Raw genomic sequence first — 26,700 nt, 5'->3', positions numbered from 1 at the left:
AGGCTGAGCCATGACCCGTTTCATTCACATCGCCGATATCCATCACGCAAGATATGACGATACAAACATCCTGGTAGAACACTCAAGTTTTGATATTCAGCGAGACAAACTCAATCAGTTGGCTCACGTCATACATACCGAAAGCATCCAGGCAGTTCTCGTCGCCGGTGATATCGAAGTGAGCGATCCGAATGACTTCCTTCCATATTTACGAGACTGGACAAGACTCGGTGCATCCGTATACATCATCTTCGGTGACCACGATGTACATCGTGCAGTCTATACGGATGTATGGGAGACGGTTGAGAACGTCCATTGTTTCTTGGAACCCGGCTACGTCTTCGATGCACGACTCGGTGCCGGTATATATGGTCTCAGTTGTGAAGCTAGACGAATTGGATTGTCTGAATCCTTTGTAACTGTGCCACAGCGGCGAGATGCTTATCCGAATCTGTTTCTGACCCACGGCAATCGTACCGATTTCCCTAAAGACGTTATCGCCTCGCTCGGCTACGACTACTATGCGCTAGGTCATTTGCATGAGCATAAACAACCATTTACTCGTGGCGGCGTCCCGTTCGTCTACCCGGGCCATGTCTTCTCCGTCTGGGACGGAAGCGGTAAGGCTTGGACAACAGGTTACGTCATCGGGACGATTTCTCCAGACGGTGTGACCCATGAGTTCCGTCCATTCGAAGGACCGGAGACGAGACGCATCGCCTTCAACCGATTCGACCGGAATGAGGACCGGATTCGCCTGTCGCTCGATAATATCGCTTGGGACAATGACGGCTGGGTAACGGATGATGATTCCGTCATGCGTTTCCTCGTCTGCGCCATTTTGACACGTTATCCGGACGATTACTTCGTCACTCCGAGTGACCGAAGTCAAAACGTCACGCGCGTCTGTATGACTGGTCGAACGCTACTTCGTAATGAAATTCGATTCGAGGATTTTTATCGTCGTTCCTTCAAGGCGACAGCGACCACCCAATAAAGTTACGGACGTCGTCTCAAAGAGCAAGAAGAGCAGATTTGGCAACTTGCCATGCATGACTCGCTCACAGGTCTGCCCTTGTCGCGTTTCTGCCTTTCAATACACATAACGACTCCTCCGAGATGCTCGGAGGAGTCGTTTGTTTACGATCTACTTGGTATCGCTCTTAATCTCGAGGCTGACGTAAGACGTCTTCAATTCGAGTTGATACAACGTCCCGCTATCTCCGAACGGGCGAACGCTTCCGAACGAGAACTTGCCCGTTTCCAAATATGTCCCTGCCTGCAGACGGATGAGCATCGTCGACGGTATCAGCATCTGGTCGCTGTTGATTTCAATCGTGTCCTCAGTATAAGCGACCTCGATGTCTGCTTGTTGATACAGTTCGTACTTTTGATACGCGTCATACTGGGTGAGTGCCTCAAGGTGCGGATACGTCCGGTCAATCATCTTGAACATGTCTTCAAACGAGTCTTTCATCGTCGCCCAACCCTGTCCTTTCGAGCGCCGTTCATCCAACACGTCGTCCGGATGAATAAAGTGCGACACGAGTCCAAAATTTGCGATCGCGTCGACGATGACGAACTGGTCGTCTATCGTTTCATTATATCCGCTCGAAATGCGCGGAAAGTTATATAGATGTTCATAAATCGGATCGGGGCCGAACTCTTGGACGTAACTGCCTTTCGAGGTGTCCCCGCTGTACAGGCTAGCGATGATGAGTCCGTCAGGGAATGCTTCGTTCAAGACAGAAAGGCCAGACGCCCCGATAATGTTTGATGGGGGAACGTAGCTCCGAATCTCTTCTTTCGGCATGTAATAGTCGAACGTTTCGACGACCCGTTCGACGGTGCTCCGCATCTCCTCTCGACTCGCCCACGCCGTGTACCCGAGGTCAGGGTCCATCGTCTCCCCGTTCGTCACTAACGGCTGGTGGTTAAATCCGTGCAGCCCGATCTCCCCGTCCACTTGCATGAGACCACGCCCGTATTCGAACATCGATGCCCGGATCTTTTGAATAAGTTGGTCGACGCTCTCTTCACTCGACGCTTTATAGCTCCCAATCATAAACCCGGTGTAGACCAGATCATGGTCGCGGGCAATCTGTTGCACGTCCTGCCACCAGACGTCTGAGAAGAAATCTTTGATCGACAACCCGTACGCGTCCTCGATGACCGGGATCGAGTTATCGGGCACCGGTGCCGGGAAATCATCAAAGTGGACGACTTTAATGCCGGATTGCTGGGTCACGAAAGCCGGGAACATCATCGTCAGCGCCTGCACCATCAAGCCGCGTGAGATTTTGTCAGACAGCGAAGTCGTGTTCCAAAACATGACTTCACCGTCACCATATGGCGCCATCCATAAAATCGGCTCGTCTTTCGCCGTGATCAGCACGTCGGAACGCGCCGCGAGCTCGACGTCGGCGATACTGTGGATAAACAATAACAATTCAGAGTCTGGCGATAGGTCGACATAGCCCGGGAAGAGTTCTCGTTCAAAGGTAAGCCCGTCGACCCCGTCTATAAAGTCCCCGAATTCGCTGACACCGACGAGGTCAGCCCACTTCGCGTCGATGAAACGTCCGACGATATAGAGGCGCCCCCCTTGTTCGACGAACTGTTTGATCGTCTCGTACGGCCACTGCTCCGTGTTTTCTCCGCTCAAGACGAGCACGTTATACGGTGACGGGTCAAGCCCCTCGATTTGTGCAGCCGTGATCGATGTGTATGGGAGTTTGGCGTAGTCGAGCGCGTATTTGAAGTTCGTCAAAATCGCCTCGGACAATTCGTCCTCGTTTTGATGAATGTAGATGTCGATCGGCTCTCCTTCAAGTTCTCTGTTCTCACCCGCTAGCGTCTTGAACTCTCTCGCTTCATTGGTTTTGGTCGGGATCAACCGGTGGCCATAGTCGAGTCTAAGCAACTGGACAAATAGAATTCCGACTAAGAGTAGCGAAACTAAGGCAGCGACATAGCTGATCATTGATTTGTTCATCAGACTGCACCTTCTAACCGTCTAAGAATGAACCGCCTGTCTTCTAGGGTGGTGCTTTCCGGCACCATATCTTTCATCCGGTCAAGCAACGGGCGAAGGGTAGCCTCTCCCTCGTCTGCGAACACAAGTTGCCCCGACATCAAGGGACAAGGTCGGTTTTTCCGTCCGTGGCATGCAGCCGGGTCGTCGATCCGCTCGATGGTGACCGTTGATCATGTGACGCACATCGCTTTTATGAATGTTATGACCGTTCCTTGAATTAGGTGTATACTCTGAGACGCATGATTCGTTCGTTTTCGTGTTATGGGTATGCTGGTCCGTCGACTGACACGTTCAGTGCCTAGAATCACAGTCTGGCGACGATCCCGCTATCACTATATGGAAATAATATATACAAAAAATATATCATGTGATTTCATTCCTACTTGTGTATACATATAAACAATCGCCCGATTCTTCTAATATCGCGACGCTTTAGGTCTATTTTCCCGTTTTATTGACTCTTCACTCAAACATATTTACTACTCGTCAAATTATGCGTATATTTGTACACGTTGCTGTTTTTGTAATGATTGGAAATGAAAATCAGGAATGTTTCACCGTTCCTGACTTGATATATTTAGATTAAGGAGGAAACTATGACTCGGTTCAACTGGATCAATCCGCTCAAATCTCGATTGGCTGCCACTGATTTACCGATCGCACTCGCTGACGTCACGAACGACCGCCACTTCATCGAAGGACACCTCGACCCGGTCTTCTTGCTCGACATTCACGGGAACATCGTCGACGCCAACGAGAAACTGTCGCTCTTGCTCGGCTACACGAAGCGTGAGCTGTTCACGCACTTCGCCCGCTTCACGACCGAGGCGGACGCCGAACGGATCCAAACGTATTTCGCAAGCGCCCTGTCAGGAACTGAAGAGACGTACACATGCATGGCGAAACAGAAGGACGGCCGCATGTTGAAGCTTCAGATCACCAACATCCCTGCCTATGACAACCACTTGATCGTCGGCGTGTACGGGATCGCCCGGGACATCACGCAAGTCGACCGCTTAAAGGACGAGGTGGAACGTCTTCGCGACTTATACAAGCACGTTGAGGCGTCCATCTACCGCAAAGATTTACGGACCGGGAAGCTCGAGTTTTATACGGCCGGATTTGAGACGTTGTTCCAGACGGCACCGCAAGCGATGGGCGAGGACCCGACATCTTACCATCACGCGATCCACGGGAACGACTTGGCCAAAGTCCAGGCCGCCCATACGAGCGTCGAAGCGGGACAGGAAACGATCGTCCTCTATCGGATCAACTTCAACGACAGCGTCAATTGGGTCGAGGAACGCCTCATCCCGAAGTTTGACGACGACGGCACGGTCATGGCCGTCATCAGTATCGCCCATGATATCACCCGTCTGAAGACGCAAGAAGAACAGATCTGGCAGCTCGCCATGCACGACTCGCTCACCGGTCTGCCGAACCGGAGCCTGTTTCTCCATGAGTTGGACGAACGGATGGAGCAATATGAGCACATCGCGGTCCTGACGATCAGCTTCAACTCGATTCACCGGATCAATCACGACTTCGGCTACGCCGTCGGAGATGACTGGATCGCCGCAGCGACGTCGGCCCTGCTCCATCGATTGCCGAACGGCAGTTTCGTCGGTCATCTCGGGGGTGACGAATTCATATTGCTCTTGCCCGATGTCACGGACGAGACCTCGTTGATCACGAACTGCCAGTCTTTGCTCAAGCTCGGGGAGAAGCATATCCAAGTCGGCCCGTACGAATGGCGCCCGCCCGTCTCGATCGGGGTCAGCCGCTATCCGCATGACTCGACCGTCCCGGAAGAACTGCTACAGTATGCCAACACGGCACTCGGCCGGACGAACTTGCCGGGTATGGACCGGTTCGTCTTTTACGCCTCGAGCTTCAATATCGACTCGTATCGGCGTCATCAGCTCGGCAACGATTTGCGTCGCGCCATCGAAGAGGACGAACTCTTCCTTGAATTCCAACCGAAAGTCGACGCCTGGTCGGGCCGGATCGTCGGGGCCGAGGCGCTCGTCCGCTGGCAACATCCCGAATGGGGACGGATTCCGCCGAACGACTTCATCCCGTTGTCTGAAGAGAGCGACCTCCACATCCAACTCGCCGACTGGGTGCTCCATCATACGTGTGCCCATCTCCACGACTGGCAGGACAAAGACCTCCCCGTCGTTCCGGTGTCGATCAACGTGTCACCGAAACGACTGTTGCACGGGCATTATGCCGAGACGATCACGCGGGCGCTCCGCCGCTATACGCTCACACCGTCGCTGCTCGAGATTGAGATATTAGAGACCGATGTCTTGAGCGATAATCGGAAGATTCACGATACACTCGAACAGCTCGACGCCGCCAATATCCGTGTCGCCCTCGACGACTTCGGGACCGGCTACTCGTCGTTATCTTATTTGCAGCAGTATCCGATCAAGACGATCAAGATCGATCAACAGTTCGCCGCTGATTTGCATGAGAACAAGAAGACACAGGCGATCGTGCGGACGATCCTGTTCATGGCCGAGGAGTTTGCGATGGACGTCGTCATCGAAGGCGTCGAGACGCTCGAACAACTCGATGTCGTCCGACGCCTCAACTGCCGCATCGTCCAAGGCTACTTGTTCAGTCGTCCGCTCGGTGCCGAGCAGTTCGAACGGGCGCTCGAGGACCGCTTCCTAGCGACGACGGAGACGGTCGGCCCAGCCGTCACGCGACAGGCGTTCTCGCTCGAGGCGAGCGTGACGATCCACAAGTTCCACGATCGGGAGCTGTCGATCGGCTCGACACCGATCTTCGTGACGAAGAACGGGCTGCAAAGCCTACATTTTTACGCCCGGCTCCGCCTGCCGGTCACCGAGGCCATCGAATTGAAGATCCTCTTGCCGCAAGTCGGTGACAAGACAGAGATCCTCGTCCGACTCGTCCGTGTGACCGAGCTCGAAAGCGGCTTGTTCGAATACGAGGCGAGCTATCTCGATGCGAGTGAATCGCACCGTGTCATGATGGCGCTTCAACAAAACACACAAGTTTCGAAAGGCTCTTTGTGATCAGTCGAGGGCACTGAACGACCCCCGCTTTGTCCGAGCGTCCTTTTTCCTTGCCCTTGTCCTGTTTTGGACAGGCTGCACGTAGCTAGACTTTAAAAAGAAAACAGGGTAGTGTCATCCCACGTGGGACGATACTACCCTGTTCAAAGCATTTAACGTTTTTCAAGTGGAAGCATCACCTATATGCTCCTCGTCAAACAAGATCACGGCTCGGCTCGGTACCTTCTTCACTCGATTTACTTTTCGCATCGAACTCCGCCCGCGTCATGACGTCCTCGACATGCATATTCACCTCGACGACATCAAGGCCGGTCATGTCATGCATCGCCTTCTTGATTTTGGCGACGGTCTCGTTAAAGATGCCCGGTATACTCTTTCCGTATTCGACGATGACCCGTAAATCGAGCGCGACTTGATGTTCGCCGACTTCGGCGTCGATGCCTTTCGTGATGTCCTCTGTACTCCGGAACCGGTCTGCGAACCCGCTCATGAAGCCACCGCTCATCGACAAGATGCCTTGGACCTCGCCAGTCGCAAGTCCCGCAATCTTTTTGATGACTTGGTCTTCAAACGTCAACTTGTTTTGACGCACCGTTTCGTCTGACGCGCTCTTCTGGACATTCGTGTTTTCGCTTTGCATGGCCCTTCTCCCCTTCCTAATCCTCGAACTGACTCGTTCCGTTTACTTCCGCGTGAAAAATGACACCCATTCGTCTACCCGAAGCACACCGTCCGCCCACTTGCCGAGTAAAAATCCAACAAACGCCAGCGACACGATGAGAAGCGTCTGGCCGAAGCCGATTGTCAGGAACAGTACCGCAATGACAATCCCGACAACGACTCCGAGCAGACGGAATCGGTAAGGAAACAACATCGTTTTCACATCCATCACAGCACCTCCTTATACGACTCGTTCTGACGTTTGACGTTTCGTATCTTGAATGTGGAGTGACACGTCAGTCACCGGCAATTCAAGCAATGCTTCAAGCCGCTCTTTCACGTGCGTCTGAATCTCTTTCCCGAGCGTCGGCAGCCCGTCACGATTGAAGACTGAACAATCGATATGGACGTGGACGCTCTCTTTCTTTGAATCGATGTCGACTTTGACGTCCGGCGTCCGCACGCCTTGGAACGTCTTCAACGATTCGTACACCATCTTCTCGATCTTCTCGGTCGAGATGGTGATTCGACCTTCCCCTGTCTCGATCGTATATCGTTCCGATTTCGATTTGGCGATGAGTCCGGTCAGAAGCATCAAGATAAACACAATGCCAAGGAAAATGGAGATTGCGAGGATGGTGTATACGTACTCGTCTTGATTTTGCCACCGTTCTAGATAGGAACTGAGTCGTGGGACGTCATAGACTCCGAGCAACAGCACCCCAACACTGACCAACCCGACAATGCCCGTGATGACCAAAATGAATCGATTCAATCCATTCATGCCCCTATCCCCTTTACGAATAGCTTATTTCACGACATAACGTTCATTCTCTCTCTATGTATATACTTAATAATTTCCCTTTCAGACGTGCATAAAACATTTCACGTTATGAACTTGAAGATGGTTTGACGACAACCAAAAAGAAGCCCATGTCAGGCTTCTTCATCGTCCGGAATGGTTATTTTATCGAACTGTTCGTCGCGACAGAGCGTGATCGCTTGCATCGCGAGCTGATAGTCCTCTTGCGGCAGGCTGATCAGTTCCGTCGGCAGCACCCATTCTTTATGGTTGTACAGATGGATGACAAGTTTGACGAGGACGAGCTCGCCCTTATCGAACGTATTGTCGTCGATGATTGTCGATGTGTTGATTCTCCCTGTCTCGAGGTTGACGTACGGCAGCAGAATGTCACGCACCCGCTCGTTCCCCGCGATCACATACAGCGCCGAGAAATATTCTTTCCCCGCCGCCCCTGGGTCTTCTAACCGCCGTGCCAGTTGTTTGAACACGCGATAGTGGTCAGCCGACAAAAATTCGATGTTGTTCATAGTGTTCAGCCTCTCTATCCGTATTTCGCTAGATATGTATCATTTCCACGCTTTGTCAAAACATAACCCTATCCGCAGCCTATTCCGCAATTTTCACATTTCGCAATGACAAAAAAGCGGCAGCTCTTAGCCGTCGCTCGTCCCGAACAGTTCGGTCCCCGGCTTCACCCGTCCGTCGTCATACTTATAGATGATGTGCTCGGCCGAGAACTCGGTCGGTATCGTGAGCCCGGCCGCGGCCGTCAAGTTGTACAGCCCTTCGCGAAGCGAGATGATATAGTTCGTCACCCGGAAGCTCTTCTCGTCAACGACGAGCGCCCGTTGCAGCTTAGGGTCCGTCGTCGCGACACCGACCGGGCACCGGTTCGTATGACACACTTGTGCCTGGATGCAGCCGACGTTGAACATGAGGCCACGGGCGATGTTGACGAAGTCCGCGCCGAGGCCTAAGGCGATGGCGACTTTATCGGCCGTCACGAGCTTGCCGGAGGCGAACAGTTTGATCTTGTCGCGCAGTCCATGCTCGACGAGGAGACGATGGACGTACGGCAATGCGGCGTGAAGCGGCAGTCCGACCGCGTCCGCGAGCTCTTGATACGTCGCCCCGGTCCCGCCTTCCCCGCCGTCGACGGTGATGAAGTCCGGATATCGATCGGACGTGGCCATGGTGGCGATCAGGTCATGGAGGTCATCGAGCCGACCGACGACGAGCTTGATGCCGACCGGCTTGCCCCCGACGTCGCGCAACCGTTCGATGAAGGCGAGCATCTCCGTGTTCGTATGGAACTCGTTGAACCGGTTCGGGCTGTCGATGCTGACGCCGACTTTGACGTTGCGGATCTTGGCGATCTCCGGCGTCACTTTCGTACCTTCGATGTGGCCGCCCCGCGTCTTCGCACCTTGGGCGAGCTTCAGCTCGAAGGCGCGCACTTGTTTGATGGCACTCTTCTCCTCGAACGCCTCCCATGAGAACGCCCCGTCCTCGGTCCGGACACCGAACAATGCCGGTCCGATCTGGTAGACGAGGTCGACGTCCCCTTTCAAGTGATAGTCGGACAAGCCGCCTTCCCCGGTGTTCATCCATGTCCCTTTCGCCCGACCGAGACCAATCGAGAGCGCGCTGATGGCGTTCTCGCCGAGCGAGCCGAAGCTCATCGCCGACTGACCGATGAGGCCGCGCACTTGGAACGGCTCCCGGCACGTGTCTTTGCCGATGACGGGCGCGTCTGCAAGCGGCAATAAATACGGTGACACCTTTTGCTCGACGATGTGCTCTTTTCGCGTGAACAGATTGTCGGCGTCGAGATGATACATATGCGTCGTCACCGTCTCGTCTCGGGCAATCTTCAAGTCGGTCCGTTGCGTCGGGAACAAGGCGTTCTGGACGTAGAAGCCGTTCGCGTCGAAGTCCCGTTCCGACCCGAAACCGATGAGCCGCGACTTATATTTCCCGGAAATGACGGCCGATTCGTACTCGTTCCGCGAGAACGGCGTCGCCTCGTTGTCGTTCGAAAATAGGTATTGGCGCAGCTCGGGGCCAATCATCTCGAGGATGTAGCGGACCTTACCGAGGAGCGGGAAGTTGCGGAGGACGGCGTGCTCGCGCTGATTGCGGTCTTTCATCCATAAGTAGAACAGCAGCATGAACGGCATCGAAATCAAAAGCACCATCAATATGAGCAGTACGACCAGCATCGTCGTGTTGAGCGACATCGTCCTCTCTCCTCCCGTAGCGTTCGGTTGTCCTTATCCGATACCACGTCGGGTGAGCGATGAAACAGCTCCGACCCGTAACGTCCTGGGTCGGAGCTGTTTTCACATACGACGGCGTGAGATGGCTTCCCGCATCTGACGGAGCGCATCCCGTCCCACTTCCCCGCGTTGCATCATGACGACCGTGAACAGAGCGTCAATTAAACTGAGCTCGGCGATACGCGAAGCGAGCGCCTCGGAACGGAACTCGGTCTCTTGCGACACGGTATACAAGGCGACATCGGCGAGTTTCGAGAGCGGTGATTTGGCGTAGTTCGTGATTGCTATAATTGGCACACCGCGATCCCGACAGACGTGCGCGACGTCGAGCGTCTCTTTCGAGGCACCCGAATGCGAGATGAGGACGGCGACGTCGTCTGTCGTCAGCTGTGACGCCGACATGAGCTGCATATGTGATTCTAAATTCGCCGTGACGAGCAGGCCGCTACGGACGAATTTGTGGTACGCGTCAAGTGCGATCACAGCCGAACCGCCACTCCCGAAAAACTCGATGCGGCGGGCCGACAGCAACAAGTCGACCGCCTGCTGCATCGTCGCCTCTTCTAAGATTTGGCGGGTCGACTCGATCGTCTTGACGTTCGTCGCGAAAATTTTTTCGGCGATTTGAAGTGGCGTGTCGTCTTGCGTGATGTCTTCATGGATATCATGGAGCGGTGCGACGATATCCGAGGCGAGCGCGATCTTTAGCGCCTGATACCCTTTGAAGCCGACGCGTTGACAGAAACGGAACACGGTCGACTCGGCGACATCTAAGTCGTCGGCCACTTGATTGATCGTATGGTGAATGATCAGTTCCGGTTGTTTCAACATATAGTCGGCAATTCGTTGTTCTTTTTTGCTGAGTGTCGAATAGGCACCGCGGATACGGGCCAGTCCATTCATCGATTCCATCATCTATCACCCTTTCGTCTCTCTTAACGATACCTTTCCGAAAAAAATTCCGCAATGACGAGACGATGTTCCTGCGTTTGTCGCTTCACTTCTTCGGGACAAGGACTATGCGGCCAAAGTCGCTCGCATATTCACCGGAGAAGGCTTCAAACGAGAAGATGACGTGGCAAGCGCTCGACCGATTACTCGAATAAACAAACCTCCGTCAACCGTGACGGAGGTTTGTTTGTGTACCGTTAGAACGAAATCTGACAAGGGACGATTCTCAAGGCGTCACTTCAAAGTCAGCCGCGACACGACTCGCCGTGACACTCGGCTGTCCCCGATATTTGCCGGCATACGGCGCAGTCGCCTCATCGAGCTTCGCGAACACGAGCTGACAGATCCGTCGCCCAGCCTCGATCTCAATCGGGACTTGGTTGGCATTGAACAGTTCGAGCGTGATTCGCCCTTCAAAGCCTGGGTCGACCCAGCCTGCGTTTTGAATGAACAGACCGAGCCGGCCGATCGAGCTCCTTCCTTCGACAAAAGCGGTCATGTCGTTCGGGATCGACACGTACTCCATCGTCGTCGCGAGCACGAACGTCTTCGGCGGGATGACCATCTTGTCCGTCTCGAATTCGAGATACGCCGCAGTCGCATCCAGCGTCAACATCGAAGTCTGGCTCGGGTCGACTTGCAGGTAGTGCCGGCCGACACGCAAATCGACAGACGCCGGTTGAAGCTGAAGTGCATCCGCTCCGTCGACCCGAATCGAACCTGACTGCATGCCCCGCTCAATCGATTGTCGGGATAAAATCATGGTCACGCCTCCAACCCGAGCGCATGAATCATCCGCTCGTACGCGTCCCGACTCGGTAAGCGGTCGACTGCCTTCAAGTTTGTCTCAAGCTCTGCACGCGTCGCGAGACATGCATCGAGCTCGGCCGTCAATGTCGTCTGGTCAAAACCGATTCCGATCATGACGAGTTCGGTCGAGCGGTCACCATGCTCTGTGTCCCAACGCTCTGACAAGCCCGGCATCTCCCGTAAGTAATAGTCTTGGTCGAGCATCGGCAACGTCGCGACCCAGCGGCTGACGTGCTCGAGCGAATGATGGAAGCCGGCCCGGCTGAACTCACTGACGAGGTTATGTCGTGAGGCGATCCAGAGGAACCCTTTCGCCCGAACGACCTCGGTTGGCCACTTGTCTAAAAAGGCGGCGAAGCGATCAGGGTGGAACGGACGGTTCGCCCGATAGACGAAGCTCGAGATGCCGTACGCTTCGGTTTCCGGGGTGTGGTGATGATGTCCGCCTTGCAGCTCGCGCACCCAACCGGCGTTCAACTGCGCTTCTTCGAAATCGAACAAGTCGAGCGTTAGAATGTCTGTTGACACTTGACCGAACGTCGACTCGATGACGAGCGCGCCCGGATTGAGCGCCTTCAGCGTCTGTCTGACTTCTTTCAGCGTATCAGGGGTCATCCGGTCCACTTTGTTCAAGACGATGACGTTGGCGAACTCGACCTGCTCAATCAACAGATCGGCGATCGTCCGGTCGTCTTCGTCACCGACGGCCTGGTCACGGTCAAGGAGTGCGTCACGCGAACGGACGTCCTGCATGAATCCATACGCATCGACGACGGTCACCATCGCATTGATTTTCGTATAGCGCGACAAGTCAATCCCGTTCTCTTCATCGGCGAACGTGAACGTCTGGGCGACCGGTACCGGCTCCGAGATCCCACTCGACTCGATGACGATCCCGTCGTAGTCTCCTTCTTTGACGAGGCGCTCGACTTCAATCAACAAGTCGTCGCGGAGCGTGCAACAAATGCAACCGTTCGACAGTTCGACGAGCTTCTCTTCCGTCCGCGCAAATCCGCCCTGGTCGATCAAGGCGGCGTCAATATTGACCTCGCTCATATCGTTGACGATGACGGCGAGACGCTTGCCCTCGCGGTTGTTGAGCCAATGGTTCAATACGGTCGTCTTGCCCGCGCCGAGATAACCCGACAGGACGGTAACTGGAATTTTGTTCATCATGTATTCCTCCTTTTATAATAGGTGCGACAAGATAAAGACGGCGCCGAACGCCGTTGCGAACTGAAGCGCGATCGTCCGCGTCGCCTGGCGCCAACCGAACAGTTTGCCGAGTTTTGTCATCGTAACGAGACACGACGTCGCCACTGAGGCGAACAAGACGAGTAAGAACACATCGACGGTCGCCATGGCTGATGCCGATTCGTTCAACAATAGAATCCCATCTTTTCGGATGATGCTCGCGAACAAGGCGGCCGCCCCGACAGCCGGCAATTGTAAGAGCGACAGGATCGGTGTCATCGCCGACTCGAGCAGCGCGATCAGCCCAGTCCAATCGAGCATCGCCGCGACCAGACAGATGAGCAAGAAGAGCGGCATCGCCTGCGTCATGAATTGACCGACGACGTCGCGGACGTGGCGCAGCACGTTCGCGGCCTGGGCCGGCTGCAAGAACGTCTCATGCCGCCAGAACAGCGGCACTTCTTTACGGGCAAACAGCTTCAAGTGCACGAGCGAGATGACGAGCAGGCTGAACACGTACGGGAACACGAGCATCGGCTTCCCGATGGCGCCGAACACGGACAGTGTCGCCCCCATCTGATAGCTGCACGCCGAACCGATCGAGATGAGCGAGGCGCAGTTCTTCTGTGTGCACGCATGACACCCTTTCGTCTGATCGAGCGCCGTCACGTTGCAACCGAAGCCACCAAGGAACGGAATCAAGTCCTGGCCACTCAAGCCGAGCTTGCGCATGACCGGATCGAGTGCGTCCGCAAGCTTGTCCTTCAGTCCGGTGTCATCAGTCACGCCGACCATCACGCCGAGCAAGACGACGACCGGGAACGCCCAGACGAACGAATAGAGGCCGAGCGACAGCAAACCGAAATCGCCGAACAGCATCGTCGTTAAAAAGGCCCCGTCGATAAACGTCGACCCGACGTCAACGAAGCGCTCGATGAACGGCTCGAGCCTGCTCGCCACTTGATAGGCGAGGGCGACCGGGAGCCCGTACAACAGGATAATCGTGAGCACCGCTGCGACGACCCCGCCGACAGGGTGCTTCAAGAACAGATTGACCGGGTCCGTCTGCTTGACGTATAGACTCGTCAAGGCCGAGACATCTGCTAAGGACAGTGCCCGTGCCTCGGTCAACTGTTTGAAAAACGATTGTGTCTTCCACGTGATGCCGGGCGTCTGCAGCATGACGTGGGGAATTTGCCGCTTCTTCAACTGGTGCTCGACTCGGCGCAGCGAATCCTCATCAAGTCGGTCGATGTGTGAGATGACGAGCAAAATCCGTTTGCCCGACGTGAGGACCCGTTCAAGCCGCTTCCACTCACGAATCAACTGATGAGCCCGAGCAAAGACGACATGGACGTCCGCTTCGTCCGTCACATGGCGATAGCGCTCGAAATCGGTGTCGTGCCGCAGCCCCGGCATGTCATGAAACGTCAGTCCGTTCGCCTCGAACGAGACGACATCGGTCGTCGACCCACGCTGGTTCAAGCCACGGGCCGTCTTGTACTGACTCAGCCGATAGAGGAGGCTCGATTTGCCGGACGATTCGAGTCCGATCAGTGCGACGTCCATCAGCAGTCACATCCGGCGTCGCAGCAGGACAAGTCGTCCAAAAACATATCGTTGTCAATATAGTCGTTGAAGACGTCGGCCTGGTCCTTGTCCACCTGCTGGTCCGACAGTGTCAACATCGTCTCGGCGACGACGGCGAAGCGCTGACGATATTTATAAAGGAAACAGAAGATGACGTTACGTTGCCGGACACTCGGTCCGATTAAAAATAGACGCTCGTCAATCGTCGAGCCGTCTCGGTCATTCAAGACCGGCATACCGGAGGCGTCCCATTCGAACCATTCGCGGAACGGACCGAGGTTCGGTTTATAGCCGGTGGCGACGATTGGGACGTGATCCGTCTTGACCGTTCCGCCGTCCGTCTTGATCGAATAGATGCCATCTTGTTCGGTGATCGCTTGAACGGTCACGAAACGCGTCTTGACGCTCCCGTCCGAGAGCAACGGGAACAAACGTTGTCTCGTGTAAGGTGAGAGCGTCGTCGACGGGTCATGATGCTGCGTCCCCCATTGTTCTTTCATTAGGACGAGGACGTCGCGATGCTTGGCCAAATGGATGGCGGCATCTGCCGCCGACTCACCGCCGCCGATGATGACACTCGTCGACTCTTCGTCATACGCCGTCACGGTCGAGACGTGTTTGCCGGCCTCAAACGGCTGGATCGGCGCACCGTACTCACCCGTCGCCACGATGACAAAATCGCTCAGGCTAGTCCCGTCAGAGTGGCTCAGCTTAAACGCATCACCTTGTTTTTTAATTTTGTAAATGCCTCGCTTCTCGAACGGAATTTCATAAAACGCAACGAGACTCTTTAAGTAGCGTTGATACTCCAATCCGGTGAAACGCTCTTTATGGAGCGAATACGCTGGTGACGTATTCGGTGCGACTGCATTCAAATCGAGGGCGCCAAAACCATGCGCCGTGAAGGACGGGGTCAAAAACGTCGTCTCTTCCGGCCACTTCGCTAAACTGGCCCCAACTTCGTCTCGGTCGACCAAGACGAAAGGTAATCCTAACTTCTTCAATAAAATGGACATTCCAACGCCCGAGGGTCCGGCTCCGATGACGGTAATCATTCGACCACTCCTATCCCTTAATCGTAATCATTACTATTTATAGAACTGCTTGAGTAGGATTGTCAAGTCAGAAACCGGCCAAATAAAAAAATCGAAATAAATTTCAAAAATTAAATTGAAAATCGAATTTTATTTGATATTATGGACTAGAGACGGAAAAAAATTCTTTTTTTGAGGTGACGTTATGAAAATCGGTTTGATTGGATTAGGTAAAATGGGTTACAACTTGGCGCTCAATTTGAGCGACCACGGTCACACGGTCATCGGAACGGACGCGTCGAGCGTCGAGGCGACGACAGCGTTTGAGATCGTCCCGACACTTAAGGACGTCGTCGACAAGCTTGAGGCGCCCCGTGTCGTCTGGGCGATGGTCCCGGCTGGTGACATCACGGAGACGGTGCTCACTGAACTCTTCGAGCGACTCGAACCTGGTGACATCGTCATTGACGGCGGCAACTCGAACTATAAATTGTCGGTCGCACGCGCCGAGCAGTTCGCAGAGAAGAACATCTTGTTCTTCGACTGCGGGACGAGCGGCGGGACGGACGGTGCACGCAACGGGGCCTGCACGATGGTCGGCGGTGACGCGAAGGCTTGGCCAACCATCGAGCCGATCTTCAAGGACCTCTCGGTCGACAACGGCTACTTGTATACGGGACCGGCCGGCAGCGGCCACTTCCTCAAGATGATCCACAACGGCATCGAATACGGCATGATGCAAGCCATTGCCGAAGGGTTTGATATTTTAGAGAAGAGTCCGTTCGACTACGACTACGAACAAGTGGCCCGCGTCTGGAACCACGGCTCGGTCGTCCGGTCATGGCTCATGGAACTGACCGAGAACGCGTTCAAAAAAGACGCCAAGCTCGATGAGATCCGTGGCGTCATGCATTCCTCAGGGGAAGGAAAATGGACGGTCGAGACGGCGCTCGAATTGCAGGCGGCGGCCCCGGTCATCGCCATGTCTCTCATGATGCGCTATCGCTCACTCGAGGACGACACGTTCTCAGGTAAAGTCGTCGCCGCACTCCGCAACGAGTTCGGAGGCCACGCGGTCGTCAAAAAATAATGTTCGGGAGAAGGTCAGGGGTGGCCTTTTCCTTTGTAAAAATTTGTAAACGGTTACACATACGGTAAAGGGGGAACTACATATGTCAGGCTCTACACTTATCTTGATCGCCGTCGCCGGCATCTTCTTGCTCTTATTTTTGGTCATGCGGACGAAACTTCATGCGTTCGTCTCGCTCTTGCTCGTCAGCTTGCTCGTTGGGATCGCGGCCGGAATGCCGCTCGGGGATGTCATCACCTCGATTCAGAACGGGATGGGCGGAACGCTAGGTTTCGTCGCCGTCGTCGTCGGACTCGGTGCCATGTTTGGTAAAATGTTAGAAGTATCAGGTGGCGCGGAACGTCTCGCCCAGACACTCGTCAACAAGTTCGGCGAGGACAAGGCACAATGGGCACTCGCCATCACCGGTTTCATCGTCGCCGTCCCGGTCTTCTTCGACGTCGGCTTCATCATTCTCGTTCCGATCGTTTATGGCCTCGCCAAGCGGACGGGTCGCTCGCTGCTCTACTACGGCATCCCGCTCCTCGCCGGCCTCGCCGTCACACATAGCTTCATCCCGCCGACACCAGGTCCGATTGCGGTCGCAAACCTCATCGGTGCCGAGCTCGGTTGGGTCATCTTGTTCGGAGTGATCGCCGGGATTCCGGCAGCGATTCTCGCCGGTCCAATTTTCGGGAAGTACATCGCGAACAAGATTCACGTCACCATCCCGGACTATATGGAATTTGAAGAGATCGATACATCGAAAGAATTGCCAAGTTTCAAAATGATCATCTCGCTCATCTCGATCCCGCTCGTGTTGATTCTTGCGAACACGTTGTCTGCGGTACTGTTAGATGAAGGAAATACGATTCGTACGTTCTTGACGTTCATGGGTCATCCGTTCGTCGCTTTGACGATCGCGACGCTCCTCACGTTCATCTTCCTCGGCACGCGCCGTGGTTACACACGTGACGAAGTGCAAGAGATTGCGACGAAAGCGCTCGAACCGGCCGGGATCATCATCCTCGTCACCGGTGCCGGCGGCGTGTTCAAACAAATCTTGATCGACTCAGGTGTCGGTGACGTCCTTGGGGAGATGATGGCCGGGTCACCGCTTCCGGCGATCGTGCTCGCCTTCTTGATTGCGACCGTCGTCCGCGTCGCCCAAGGTTCAGCGACCGTATCAATGGTCACGGCGGCAGGACTCATCACGCCGCTTCTTGAGATTCAAAACATCACTGGGGCCGCGCTCGGCTTGATCGTCATCGCCATCGCTTCCGGTGCGACTGTCCTCTCACACGTCAACGACTCGGGCTTCTGGCTCGTCAACCGCTACTTCGGTCTAGACGTGAAAGACACGCTCAAATCGTGGACCGTCATGGAGACGATTATCGGACTGACCGGATTTGCGGTCGTCTTCTTGATCAGCCTATTCATCATTTAACAAAGGAAGTGATTGTGTGTACACCATTGGCGTCGACATTGGGACGACGAGTACAAAAGCCGTCCTGTTTCAGAATCACCAACAACTCGCGGTACATAACGTGCTGTACCCGCTCCTCACCCCGGACACGGAGACGGCCGAGCAAGACCCGGTCGTCATCTACGGGGCGGTGCTTGAAGCAGTCAGTGCCGTCCGGGCGCAAGCCGACGGGCCGATCCGCTTCGTCTCGTTCAGCTCAGCGATGCACAGCTTGATCGCACTCGATGTGTCAGGGCGTCCGCTCACGAACAGTATCACCTGGGCCGATAGCCGGGCCAACCCGTACACGCAGGAGATTAAACGCGACTTTGACGCGAGCGCGCTCCATATGCGCACCGGCACGCCGGTCCATCCGATGGCGCCGCTGTCGAAACTGCGTTGGTTAAAAGCGGAACATGCGGACGTGTTCAAGCGTGCCGCCAAGTTTGTCTCGATCAAAGAGTACGTCTTCTATCGCCTGACCGGACGCTTCGTCGTCGACCATTCGATCGCCTCGGCGACCGGTCTGTTCAATTTGAAGACGTGCGACTGGGACGCGGAGGCGTTACATATCGCCGGCGTCACACCGGACCAACTGTCCGAACTCGTCCCGACGACCAAGATCATTCAATTAAAGCAAGACGTGCGTGAGACGCTCGGCTGGGACTTCCCGCTCGTTATCGGGGCAAGCGACGGCGTGCTGTCGAACCTCGGTGTCGGGGCGTTCGAACCGGGCGTCGTCGCCGTCACGATCGGGACGAGCGGTGCCATCCGGACGGTCGTCCGTGAGCCGGTCGAGGACCCGAAAGGCCGGATCTTCTGTTACGCCTTGACCGACAAGCATTGGGTCATCGGTGGACCGGTAAACAACGGAGGCATCATCTTGCGTTGGCTCCGCGACGAGTTCGCGGCGAGCGAGGTCGAGACAGCGAAACGGCTCGGCATGGACGCCTATGACGTGTTGACGCGCATCGCCGAGACGGTCAAACCAGGTTCTGACGGACTGTTGTTCCACCCGTACTTGATGGGCGAACGGGCCCCGCTCTGGAACTCGAACGCACGCGGTTCATTCTTCGGTCTGAGCATCCACCATAAGCGTGAGCACTTCATCCGTGCCGTCTTAGAAGGCGTCATCTTCAACTTGTACACGGTCATGCTCGCACTCGACGAGTTGACAGGCGCACCGAACCGGATCCATGCGACGGGCGGTTTCGCCCAGTCGAAGCTATGGCGCCAGATGATGGCCGACATCTTCGACACGCCGGTCGTCGTGCCGGAAAGCCATGAGAGTTCGTGCTTAGGTGCGGTCATGCTCGGCGAGTATGCGTTCGGTGACATCGACGACTTCACGGCGGTGCCGCAAGTGACGCATGAGCACATTCCGGACGTAGAGGCGACGAGCGTATATCGGGAACTACTTCCGATCTATATTCGCTTATCGCGTCATTTCGCGGAAGAGTATGAAGCGATTGCTGCGTTTCAGCGGAAACATGTGTGAGAGAAGCCGAGTCCTTCAAGGGCTCGGTTTTTTGATGGATCCAGTTGGAGGTGCTAGAGTCTATTCATCGTCAGAATATAATCATTCGAATGAATGACAGGTTTACGAAAGGATATTCAATTACATATATGGAAAATAACGATAGGGTTAAAAGTGTCTACACTGCTCTTGGAAGGGTTATAAGTTTTAGTGAATGAAAAGGATGATCATCAGGAGAAGGGATTGATTCAGTGGCCATTGCTGTTGGATATATCATTGCATGTATAGGTGCATTTGTGGCTTATTGGTTTAGTACGGGAGAATCGAGAAAGAAAAAATATAAAATATGGGGCATCGCTCTGATGCTTCCCATTTCACCCGCTTTAGCATTTTCAATCGGGCTCTCCTATGCAATTAGTGTCGAAAATGGTTGGGCCGGATTAATCATGTGGCTTATCTTCCCCATTATTTTCTTAATCGGACTCACTCTGCTGTTAGTTGGCATTTTCAAAAAAGAAAAAGATAACCAAGCGAACAGAACTTCTAGTACATAGAAGTTCTGTTCGCTTGGTTATCTTCAAGAAATTGAGCGATTTCACTCGTACGTCACCATGACGAACTGTCCGGACGCGCGCTGACTCGTCAGTCTCAACTTCGTCTCCTTCGTGCCTTCCGGGAAGAGCGGGATGCCTTCTCCTAGGACGACCGGTGCGATGGCGATCTCATAACAATCGATCAAATCGTGTTCCATCGCGGCCTTGATGATTTCCCCGCCGCCGATGAGCCAGACGTCTTTGTCGACTTCTCGTTTCAACCGCTCGATCAACTGCTCGATCGGCTCGTCCGTAAACGTGACGTGCTCGGCTTCCCGCTCCGGGCTCCGCGTCAGAATGTAGTTCGGGATGTCCGGGTACGGATAGCGGTCAGGCTCTAACTTCAACACTTCCTCGTATGTCTTCCGCCCCATGATGACCGCACCGACCGTCTTGAAGAAGTCGGCGTAACCGTTGTCCCCATCCCCAATAATTTCAAATAGCCAATCGAGCTGATCGTTCGTCCGAGCGATCTTTCCATCTAAACTCATCGCGATATATACGACGACGTTTGCCATGATGTATTCCTCCTTGGTTCGTGATACATTCAGCTTAATCGACAAACACGACAAAACATGACGGGAATGGTTCATTTGAAAAAACGACATTTGCAGTTGATCCGATTGCTCAACCGGGGACGACGCTTCACGGCGGACGAACTGGCGACAGAGACGGGTGCCTCGGTCCGGACGATTCAACGGGACATGTTCACGCTTGAAGAACTCGGCTATCCGATATGGAGCGTCCCTGGCACGGGCGGCGGTTATGAGATGTTGCCGAACCGCTTGCTACCGCCGCTCCAGCTCCGGGAGCAAGAAGCGGTCGCGCTCTACCTCACGCTCAAATGGATGGAACAGATCCCGGACGTACCGTTCGGCGATATGCGCGACACGCTGTCCGACTGGTACGTGAACGAGCTGCCGCACGACCTCGAGATGAAGATCGCCCGACTTGAAAAGAACATTCTTTGGCTCGGGAACAAGACTGTCCCGCCGGCACCGTTCACGAAAGACGTCTATGAGGCGGTCGAACGAAAACGAAAAGTCGAAATGACGTACGCGACGACGAAAGGACAACGGACGTTCACAATCGAGCCGGTCGGGATGGCGCTCCTCAACTTCAAATGGTACGTGTTCGGTCTCTCGGATTACGGGTTGCGTCAATATCGGATCGACCGGGTCGAAGCGCTACGCCTGCTCGATAAGACGTTTGAAGCAGATGATTTGGCGACGCTCCTCGAAGCAATTGACGAACGAACCGGCGTGACCGTCCGGCTCAATATCACTCCGCTCGGCCGCCGTCTGCTTGAAGACGTATTACCCGATATCGCTGAAAAGAATGAGTGGGATGTGCCGGAAGCAGAGCTCCCGTTCTTGTCGCGGCAGTTGCTCGCGGCCGGCGCGGAAGTCGAGGTCGTGGCACCGATCGAATTGCGTGAGATGATGCGAGATCAAACAGAACGGCTTTGGGACCTGTATCGGTGAGCAAATCGATGCTTTGGCCTCATGTCAAAATTGTCTTTATATGGTAATATCAGTTCATATTGCTACATGTAAAGGAGCGCTATTATGACTAACAAGCTATCGTTCTCCACGTTATTCCTTTCCATCAGTGTCGTCTCCCTCTGCGCCATCATGGTATACCTCAACGTCTCGACGCTCGAGTTGAACGAGACGATTGGTTCAGGCGTTTTCTATTTTAAGGGCTATTATGAGGAAGGAAATATGATTGTCACCGAGCAAGGTATCGGCGTCATCACGTTGCCACTCGCGATCGGACTCGTCACATCGACACTCATCAAGGTCGTCCGGTACTACAAAACACCAGCGTTCACGAACTAAAAATCAGCCCGTCAATCAACCGATTGATGGGCTTTGTCTTGGCTATAAACGAGCAACGCGAATCATCCATTTCTTGTACAAAAATATGCTGTTTCGCCTTCTAATCGGGTAAAGAGTAACGTATATTTCACGCCGGCACCGTCCAACCCCCATCGACTTAACGTTAGGAGGGTTTGTACGATGAAGAAGAGCTTGATTTTGTTCGTGTTGGCCTGTCTGTTGCTCAGCCCGTTGTCGTCAGCATCCGCGGCGACGCCAAAAGCGTACAACGACCGCAGCCTTATCTATTTGACGTTCGATGACGGGCCGCATCGTCAGACGGGCGCGTTGCTCGACGTCTTGAAGAAGCATAAGGTCAAGGCCACGTTTTTCATTCTCGGCAACAATATAAAAGGCAATGAGAAAATGCTGAAGCGGATCGTCGCCGAAGGACACCTCATCGCTCTGCACGGGATGACGCACGACCGTCATAAGTTTTACCGGACGCCGACGACAGCCGTGCGCGAGATGCAGACGGTCCAAAAGCTCGTCTTTCAAGTGACAGGCGTCAAATCGAACATCGTCCGCACCCCGTACGGTAGCGACCCGTACATGACATCAGCGCACAGGCAAGCGATGGCAAAGGCCGGCTTCCAAATGTGGGACTGGAACATCGACAGTCTCGACTACCGGTATAAGTCGGACAACCGCCGCGTCCAAAATCAAGTGTTCGCCCGGCTCGACGCGAACTACAGAGCGAGAATCGCCTCGATCATTTTGACTCACGACCATTCGATCACCCCGGCCGCACTCGACTACATCCTCCGCCATTCGAAGAAACGCGGCTACGAATTCAGGACGCTACAAGGCATCAAAACCCCGCACAACTTCTTCAATAAATGGAAGCCAAGACAGTAAAAAATGCCGAGTCGCATGGACTCGGCATTGCTGTTTACATCTCGAGCTCTGTGAACGCGAGCGGAACGAGTTCTTCGAGCGTCACTTCTTTGACGTCGGCGTTGCCGTTCGTGAGCAACACTTTAAAGTCGGGATCGCCGAACTCGACGAGCACTTGGCGGCAGATGCTGCATGGCGGCAAGAAGTCGACCGTGTCACCTGACACCGCGACGGCTTCGAAGTCACCTTTTTTATAGCCTTGCGCGATGGCCGTGAACACAGCCGTGCGCTCGGCACAGTTCGTCGCTCCGAACGAGACGTTCTCGACGTTGACGCCGTCGATGACCGTTCCGTCCTTCATGAGCAACGCTGCTCCGACACGGAAGTTCGAATACGGTGAGTAGGCGTTCTCTTTCAATTGACGGGCGCGTTCGACTAATTGTTGTTGGTTCATGGGATCATGTCCTCTCTGACTCAAAATGAACTGATGCCAGTTCCCGTGCCTCGATTTTTGGGCAGGATTTCTAGCATACACCTCGCACTTGAGACAAGTCAACATTTTTTTGTTGACGCTTTCACCTAGACGAAATAGAAGCCGTGTCCCACCCGACACGGCTCCTCTCTCGTTACAACTCCCCTCTCCGGTTCATCCGGATCAAGAGGTAAATCAAATACGGCGCGCCGACCATGCCGGTGATGACCCCGACCGGATAGCGGACGGTGAAGGCGAACTGACCGATCAGATCGGCGGCGAGCACGAGGACGACGCCGACAAGTCCGGCCGGAATGATCGTCGAGCGCCCATCCCCGACGAGCCGTTTCGCGATTGGCCCAGCGAGGAAGGCGATGAAAGCGATCGGTCCGGTCGTCGCTGTCGCCAAGGCGAGCATGAGCACCGAGGCGATGATCAAGAGCACCCGGGTCTGGTTCGTCTTGATACCGAGCGACGTCGCCGTCATCTCCCCGAGCTCTAAAATCTGCAGCTGCCGGCTGAGGCGGAGGATGACCGGGAGACAGAGGGCGACCGCGAGCATGAGCGGCGGTAACGTCTCCATCTTGACCCCGTTCAAACTGCCGCTCAGCCAACGCATCGCCGTCCCGACATCGTTTTGGCGACTGATGAGCAATAAGTAGTTGATGACCGCGGTCAGCATCGCTTGGATGCCGATCCCGACCAAGACGAGACGTCCGATCGAGAAGACGGCGCCTTTTGATAAGACGTAGAGCACGATGACCGTCGCGAGTCCCCCGATGACCGAGATCATCGAGACGAAAGTGTTGCTCGCCTGCAAGACGACGATGCCGAACACGGCGGCCGCGCTCGACCCTGTCGTGATGCCGATGACGTTCGGGTTGGCGAGCGGGTTTCTGAGCATCGTCTGGAACACCGTCCCGGCGATGCCGAACGCGAGTCCGGCGAAGACGCCGGCGAGCATGCGCGGCAGACGGATCGTGCCGACGGCGAACGAGGCACCCGGTACTTGTTCCCCGAACAAGACACGGACGACGTCCGCGACCGGATAGATCGTATTGCCGAGCATGAGCATCGTCGCGCTCAAGGCGAGCGCGAGCACGAATAGTACGAGTGTCACGAACACCGTCCGCTGCCGGCGCTTGCGACTATTGTGAATGATAGGTTGAACTGAATGCTTCATCATAGGCCACGCACCTTCACTTTCATCGTCAAGGCGATCAAAATCGGTGCCCCGACGAACGCCGTGACGATCCCGACTTCAAGTTCGCCCGGACTGCCGAGCAAACGCCCGACCACGTCGGCGAACGTCAACAGGATGGCGCCCGATAAGGCTGACATCGGAATGATGTACCGTTCATCCGGCCCGAGCACGAGACGGATCAAGTGTGGGGCCAACAGACCGATAAAGCCGATCGGACCGGCCAAGGCCGTCGCCGCGCCACACAAGATGACGCCGGCGAACGAGGCGATGACTTTTAACGAACCGATCCGGACCCCGAGTCCCGTCGCCATCTCTTCGCCGAGCGCCATGATGTTGAGTGACGGGGCCGCGAAGATGGCGATAAAGATGCCGGCGATGAAGAACGGGAGGAACGTTACGATCGAGTCCATCGTCCCCGCCCCGACGCTGCCGACTTGCCAGAACCGGAACTGGTCCATGACGTTCGAGCGCGGGATCATGATCGCCATGACGAGCGAGGACAAGGCCGCACTCGTCGCCGCCCCGGCCAAGACGAGCTTGAGCGGGGTCGAACCACCTCGTCCGAGCGAGCCGATACCGAACACGAACGCGGCCGTCAAGAGCGCACCGACGAGGGCGAACCAGATGTAGTCGCCCGCCGTCGAGATGTTGAAGAACGCGATCCCGACGACGACGAACAGCGCCGCGCCCGTGTTCACCCCGAGAATGCTCGGGTCAGCGATCGGATTACGTGTCACCGACTGCATCAAAGCACCCGACACACCGAGCGCCGCGCCGCACATGAGACTGAACAGCGTCCGCACGACCCGTTGCCGGACAATGTCCGCTTCATACGACTGAACAGCCGGACGGAATAAACCGTCAAGCAGTTCATCCCATCCGACTGTCCGTGAGCCGAAAGCAAGTGAAGCGAGCATGCAGACGACGAGCAGGACGATCGATCCTACGAGCAGGAGCGGGAAATGTCTCGGCGTTTGCAACTTCTTCAGCCTATTCATATGATTACTCGACTTTCCCGATCGCTTCTGACACGAGCTTCAAGTAGTCGTCGATCGTGTATTCGATCGAGAGCGGTGACGGTGTCCCGGCAGCCGCGAGCGGCGTGTTGTCTTCGATCATGACGACCGACCCGCGCTCGATGGCCGGTACTTTGCTGTAGAGCGGGTCCGCTTGAAGTGCTTTCAACGTCTCTTCGTTACCATAAGTGACGAAGAGGTCGACGTCGTTCAAGATGTCAGCGTTCTCCGAGCTGAGCTCGAGGTAGAAGCTGTTCTCGTCTTTAATTTGGTCCGTGATGTTTTCTGGGTACTCCATACCGAGTTCTTCGATGAAGGCGCCACGCGGGTCACCTGTCGTGTAGATGTAGAACTTCGAAAGGTCGTCCGGGCTGAGCGCGATGAAGGCCGCTTTCTTGCCAGCCATGTCCGGTACTTCAGCCGCTTTATCAGCGATGAGTTTTTCTGTGTCTGCGATCAACTGTTTGCCTTCTGCTTCCATGCCCATGGCGATCGAGTCGTAGAGGACCGTGTCCTGCCATGATGACACCCAAGGCGTTTTTTGGTAAGCGACGACCGGTGCGATTTCGCTCAACGTGTCGTAGTCTTCTTGCGTGATGCCTGAGTAGGCAGCCAAGATGACGTCCGGTTGTGAGTCAGCAATCGCTTCGAAGTCGAGACCGTCTGTATCTTGGTAAATGTTCGGGTTGTCTTCCCCGAGGTCTTTTAGCTTCTCAGCCGTCCATGGCAACATGCCGCTTCCGTCCTGGACACCGTAGTTCGCAGCCGAGAAACCGACTGGGACGACGTCAAGCGCGAGCGCGACGTCTTGGTTCGCCCAAGCGACCGTCGCAACGCGTTCCGGCTTCTTGTCGATGACCGTCTCGCCTAACGCGTGTTTGATTGTGATCGGATAGCCTTCCGCTGTGTCTGTCGATTCATCGGTCGTGGCCGCGTCTTCATTGTTCGAGCCGCATCCGGCGAGCACGAGCACGAAGGCAGACATGACGATGAACATATGTAGCATCTTTTTGTAGTTTTTCACGTTCTGATCCCCTTTTCGTATGACAATGCCGTTTAATCGACATTGATAATCATTATCATTCATGAGTATAGGCTGAACGGCTTGACGTTGTCAACGTGAAATACGCAAAAACCCATCGCCTTCACGTGAACTGCTCCCCGTCAAGTAGACAGGGCAAATAATGAAAACCAGCCTAGGCGGCTTGAGACCTGTATTCGACAGGGCTCAAGCCGTTTAGTCGTTTCTGGAAACGATCGTGGTTGTAGAACGATAT

General features: G+C 54.9%; 26 protein-coding genes. 9 read left to right on the top strand and 17 right to left on the bottom strand.

Annotated elements, in window-relative coordinates:
- Positions 1-10: 10 nt before the first annotated feature.
- Entirely contained in the window at positions 11-997 is a 987-nt protein-coding gene (locus tag EVJ32_RS11485; protein ID WP_131458528.1) for a metallophosphoesterase family protein, read from the top strand.
- A gap of 150 nt (positions 998-1,147) precedes the next feature.
- Here the strand turns inward: EVJ32_RS11485 and EVJ32_RS11480 are convergent, their stop codons facing one another.
- Complete coding sequence (locus EVJ32_RS11480; RefSeq protein ID WP_131458527.1) at positions 1,148-2,995, bottom strand: DUF2194 domain-containing protein; 1,848 nt, start codon at positions 2,993-2,995, stop codon at positions 1,148-1,150.
- A gap of 638 nt (positions 2,996-3,633) precedes the next feature.
- On the opposite strand from EVJ32_RS11480, the gene EVJ32_RS11475 reads away from it, so the two are divergent.
- A complete protein-coding gene (locus EVJ32_RS11475; RefSeq protein ID WP_131458526.1) occupies positions 3,634-6,087 on the top strand; it encodes a sensor domain-containing protein in 2,454 nt (817 codons plus the stop codon).
- Positions 6,088-6,280: 193 nt separating this feature from the next.
- Here the strand turns inward: EVJ32_RS11475 and EVJ32_RS11470 are convergent, their stop codons facing one another.
- The 10 genes from EVJ32_RS11470 to EVJ32_RS11420 form a co-directional block, all read right to left on the bottom strand.
- Positions 6,281-6,727: an Asp23/Gls24 family envelope stress response protein gene (locus EVJ32_RS11470; protein WP_131458525.1), complete on the bottom strand. Its 447-nt coding sequence runs from the start codon at positions 6,725-6,727 to the stop codon at positions 6,281-6,283.
- 42 nt (positions 6,728-6,769) lie between these two features.
- Positions 6,770-6,976, bottom strand: coding sequence for a DUF2273 domain-containing protein (locus EVJ32_RS11465; protein WP_131458524.1), 207 nt, complete (start codon positions 6,974-6,976; stop codon positions 6,770-6,772).
- A gap of 12 nt (positions 6,977-6,988) precedes the next feature.
- Positions 6,989-7,531, bottom strand: a complete 543-nt coding sequence (gene amaP / locus EVJ32_RS11460) for an alkaline shock response membrane anchor protein AmaP (RefSeq protein ID WP_070328388.1) — start codon at positions 7,529-7,531, stop codon at positions 6,989-6,991.
- A gap of 152 nt (positions 7,532-7,683) precedes the next feature.
- Positions 7,684-8,079: a hypothetical protein gene (locus EVJ32_RS11455; protein ID WP_131458523.1), complete on the bottom strand. Its 396-nt coding sequence runs from the start codon at positions 8,077-8,079 to the stop codon at positions 7,684-7,686.
- Positions 8,080-8,205: 126 nt separating this feature from the next.
- Positions 8,206-9,792 (bottom strand): FMN-binding glutamate synthase family protein, encoded by a 1,587-nt coding sequence (locus EVJ32_RS11450; RefSeq protein WP_131458522.1) that lies wholly within the window; start codon positions 9,790-9,792, stop codon positions 8,206-8,208.
- Positions 9,793-9,894: 102 nt separating this feature from the next.
- Entirely contained in the window at positions 9,895-10,743 is an 849-nt protein-coding gene (locus tag EVJ32_RS11445; protein ID WP_131458521.1) for a MurR/RpiR family transcriptional regulator, read from the bottom strand.
- Between the two features lie 265 nt (positions 10,744-11,008).
- Positions 11,009-11,545 carry a dCTP deaminase gene (gene dcd / locus EVJ32_RS11435; protein ID WP_131458520.1) on the bottom strand — a complete coding sequence of 179 codons (537 nt, stop codon included), beginning with the start codon at positions 11,543-11,545 and terminating at the stop codon, positions 11,009-11,011.
- 2 nt (positions 11,546-11,547) lie between these two features.
- Entirely contained in the window at positions 11,548-12,768 is a 1,221-nt protein-coding gene (locus EVJ32_RS11430; protein ID WP_131458519.1) for a GTP-binding protein, read from the bottom strand.
- A 12-nt stretch (positions 12,769-12,780) separates the two neighbouring features.
- Positions 12,781-14,355: a nucleoside recognition domain-containing protein gene (locus EVJ32_RS11425; protein WP_131458518.1), complete on the bottom strand. Its 1,575-nt coding sequence runs from the start codon at positions 14,353-14,355 to the stop codon at positions 12,781-12,783.
- On the bottom strand, positions 14,355-15,431 hold the full coding sequence (locus EVJ32_RS11420; protein ID WP_070328381.1) for an NAD(P)/FAD-dependent oxidoreductase: 1,077 nt from the start codon (positions 15,429-15,431) through the stop codon (positions 14,355-14,357). The genes EVJ32_RS11425 and EVJ32_RS11420 overlap by 1 nt, the downstream gene beginning before the upstream one ends.
- A 184-nt stretch (positions 15,432-15,615) precedes the next feature.
- Here EVJ32_RS11420 and gnd point away from each other — a divergent pair, with 184 nt between their 5' ends.
- From gnd to EVJ32_RS11400, 4 genes are all read left to right on the top strand, one after another.
- Positions 15,616-16,500 (top strand): phosphogluconate dehydrogenase (NAD(+)-dependent, decarboxylating), encoded by an 885-nt coding sequence (gene gnd, locus EVJ32_RS11415; protein ID WP_131458517.1) that lies wholly within the window; start codon positions 15,616-15,618, stop codon positions 16,498-16,500.
- Between the two features lie 82 nt (positions 16,501-16,582).
- Positions 16,583-17,926 carry a GntT/GntP/DsdX family permease gene (locus EVJ32_RS11410; protein WP_016507825.1) on the top strand — a complete coding sequence of 448 codons (1,344 nt, stop codon included), beginning with the start codon at positions 16,583-16,585 and terminating at the stop codon, positions 17,924-17,926.
- A gap of 16 nt (positions 17,927-17,942) precedes the next feature.
- Positions 17,943-19,442: a gluconokinase gene (gene gntK, locus EVJ32_RS11405; protein ID WP_131458516.1), complete on the top strand. Its 1,500-nt coding sequence runs from the start codon at positions 17,943-17,945 to the stop codon at positions 19,440-19,442.
- Positions 19,443-19,672: 230 nt separating this feature from the next.
- Positions 19,673-19,975 carry a hypothetical protein gene (locus EVJ32_RS11400; RefSeq protein ID WP_070328377.1) on the top strand — a complete coding sequence of 101 codons (303 nt, stop codon included), beginning with the start codon at positions 19,673-19,675 and terminating at the stop codon, positions 19,973-19,975.
- 41 nt (positions 19,976-20,016) lie between these two features.
- Here the strand turns inward: EVJ32_RS11400 and EVJ32_RS11395 are convergent, their stop codons facing one another.
- Positions 20,017-20,532 (bottom strand): dihydrofolate reductase family protein, encoded by a 516-nt coding sequence (locus EVJ32_RS11395; RefSeq protein WP_131458515.1) that lies wholly within the window; start codon positions 20,530-20,532, stop codon positions 20,017-20,019.
- Between the two features lie 66 nt (positions 20,533-20,598).
- On the opposite strand from EVJ32_RS11395, the gene EVJ32_RS11390 reads away from it, so the two are divergent.
- From EVJ32_RS11390 to EVJ32_RS11380, 3 genes are all read left to right on the top strand, one after another.
- On the top strand, positions 20,599-21,498 hold the full coding sequence (locus EVJ32_RS11390; RefSeq protein ID WP_131458514.1) for a helix-turn-helix transcriptional regulator: 900 nt from the start codon (positions 20,599-20,601) through the stop codon (positions 21,496-21,498).
- An 84-nt stretch (positions 21,499-21,582) separates the two neighbouring features.
- Positions 21,583-21,855, top strand: a complete 273-nt coding sequence (locus EVJ32_RS11385) for a hypothetical protein (RefSeq protein WP_131458513.1) — start codon at positions 21,583-21,585, stop codon at positions 21,853-21,855.
- A 180-nt stretch (positions 21,856-22,035) separates the two neighbouring features.
- The gene (locus EVJ32_RS11380) at positions 22,036-22,752 is read left to right on the top strand and encodes a polysaccharide deacetylase family protein (protein ID WP_131458512.1); all 717 of its coding nucleotides are present in this window, start codon (positions 22,036-22,038) and stop codon (positions 22,750-22,752) included.
- 34 nt (positions 22,753-22,786) lie between these two features.
- Here EVJ32_RS11380 and EVJ32_RS11375 read toward each other — a convergent pair whose 3' ends face one another.
- The 5 genes from EVJ32_RS11375 to EVJ32_RS16500 all read right to left on the bottom strand — a co-directional run.
- On the bottom strand, positions 22,787-23,185 hold the full coding sequence (locus tag EVJ32_RS11375; RefSeq protein ID WP_016507888.1) for a cytidine deaminase: 399 nt from the start codon (positions 23,183-23,185) through the stop codon (positions 22,787-22,789).
- A 172-nt stretch (positions 23,186-23,357) separates the two neighbouring features.
- Positions 23,358-24,389, bottom strand: coding sequence for a FecCD family ABC transporter permease (locus EVJ32_RS11370; protein WP_131458510.1), 1,032 nt, complete (start codon positions 24,387-24,389; stop codon positions 23,358-23,360).
- Positions 24,386-25,405 carry a FecCD family ABC transporter permease gene (locus EVJ32_RS11365; RefSeq protein ID WP_131458508.1) on the bottom strand — a complete coding sequence of 340 codons (1,020 nt, stop codon included), beginning with the start codon at positions 25,403-25,405 and terminating at the stop codon, positions 24,386-24,388. Before EVJ32_RS11365 ends, EVJ32_RS11370 begins: the two co-directional genes overlap by 4 nt.
- A gap of 4 nt (positions 25,406-25,409) precedes the next feature.
- Positions 25,410-26,429, bottom strand: coding sequence for an iron-siderophore ABC transporter substrate-binding protein (locus EVJ32_RS11360; protein WP_201738369.1), 1,020 nt, complete (start codon positions 26,427-26,429; stop codon positions 25,410-25,412).
- 190 nt (positions 26,430-26,619) lie between these two features.
- A partial coding sequence (locus tag EVJ32_RS16500; protein WP_131436690.1) for an IS3 family transposase occupies positions 26,620-26,700 on the bottom strand: 81 nt, incomplete at its 5' end.

The sequence above is a fragment of the Exiguobacterium sp. SH5S4 genome (assembly GCF_004337045.1).
In the GTDB taxonomy this organism is placed as follows: domain Bacteria; phylum Bacillota; class Bacilli; order Exiguobacteriales; family Exiguobacteriaceae; genus Exiguobacterium; species Exiguobacterium aurantiacum_A.
Note: the sequence above shows the minus strand (reverse complement) of the source record. Positions and strands in the feature narration are given on the sequence as shown.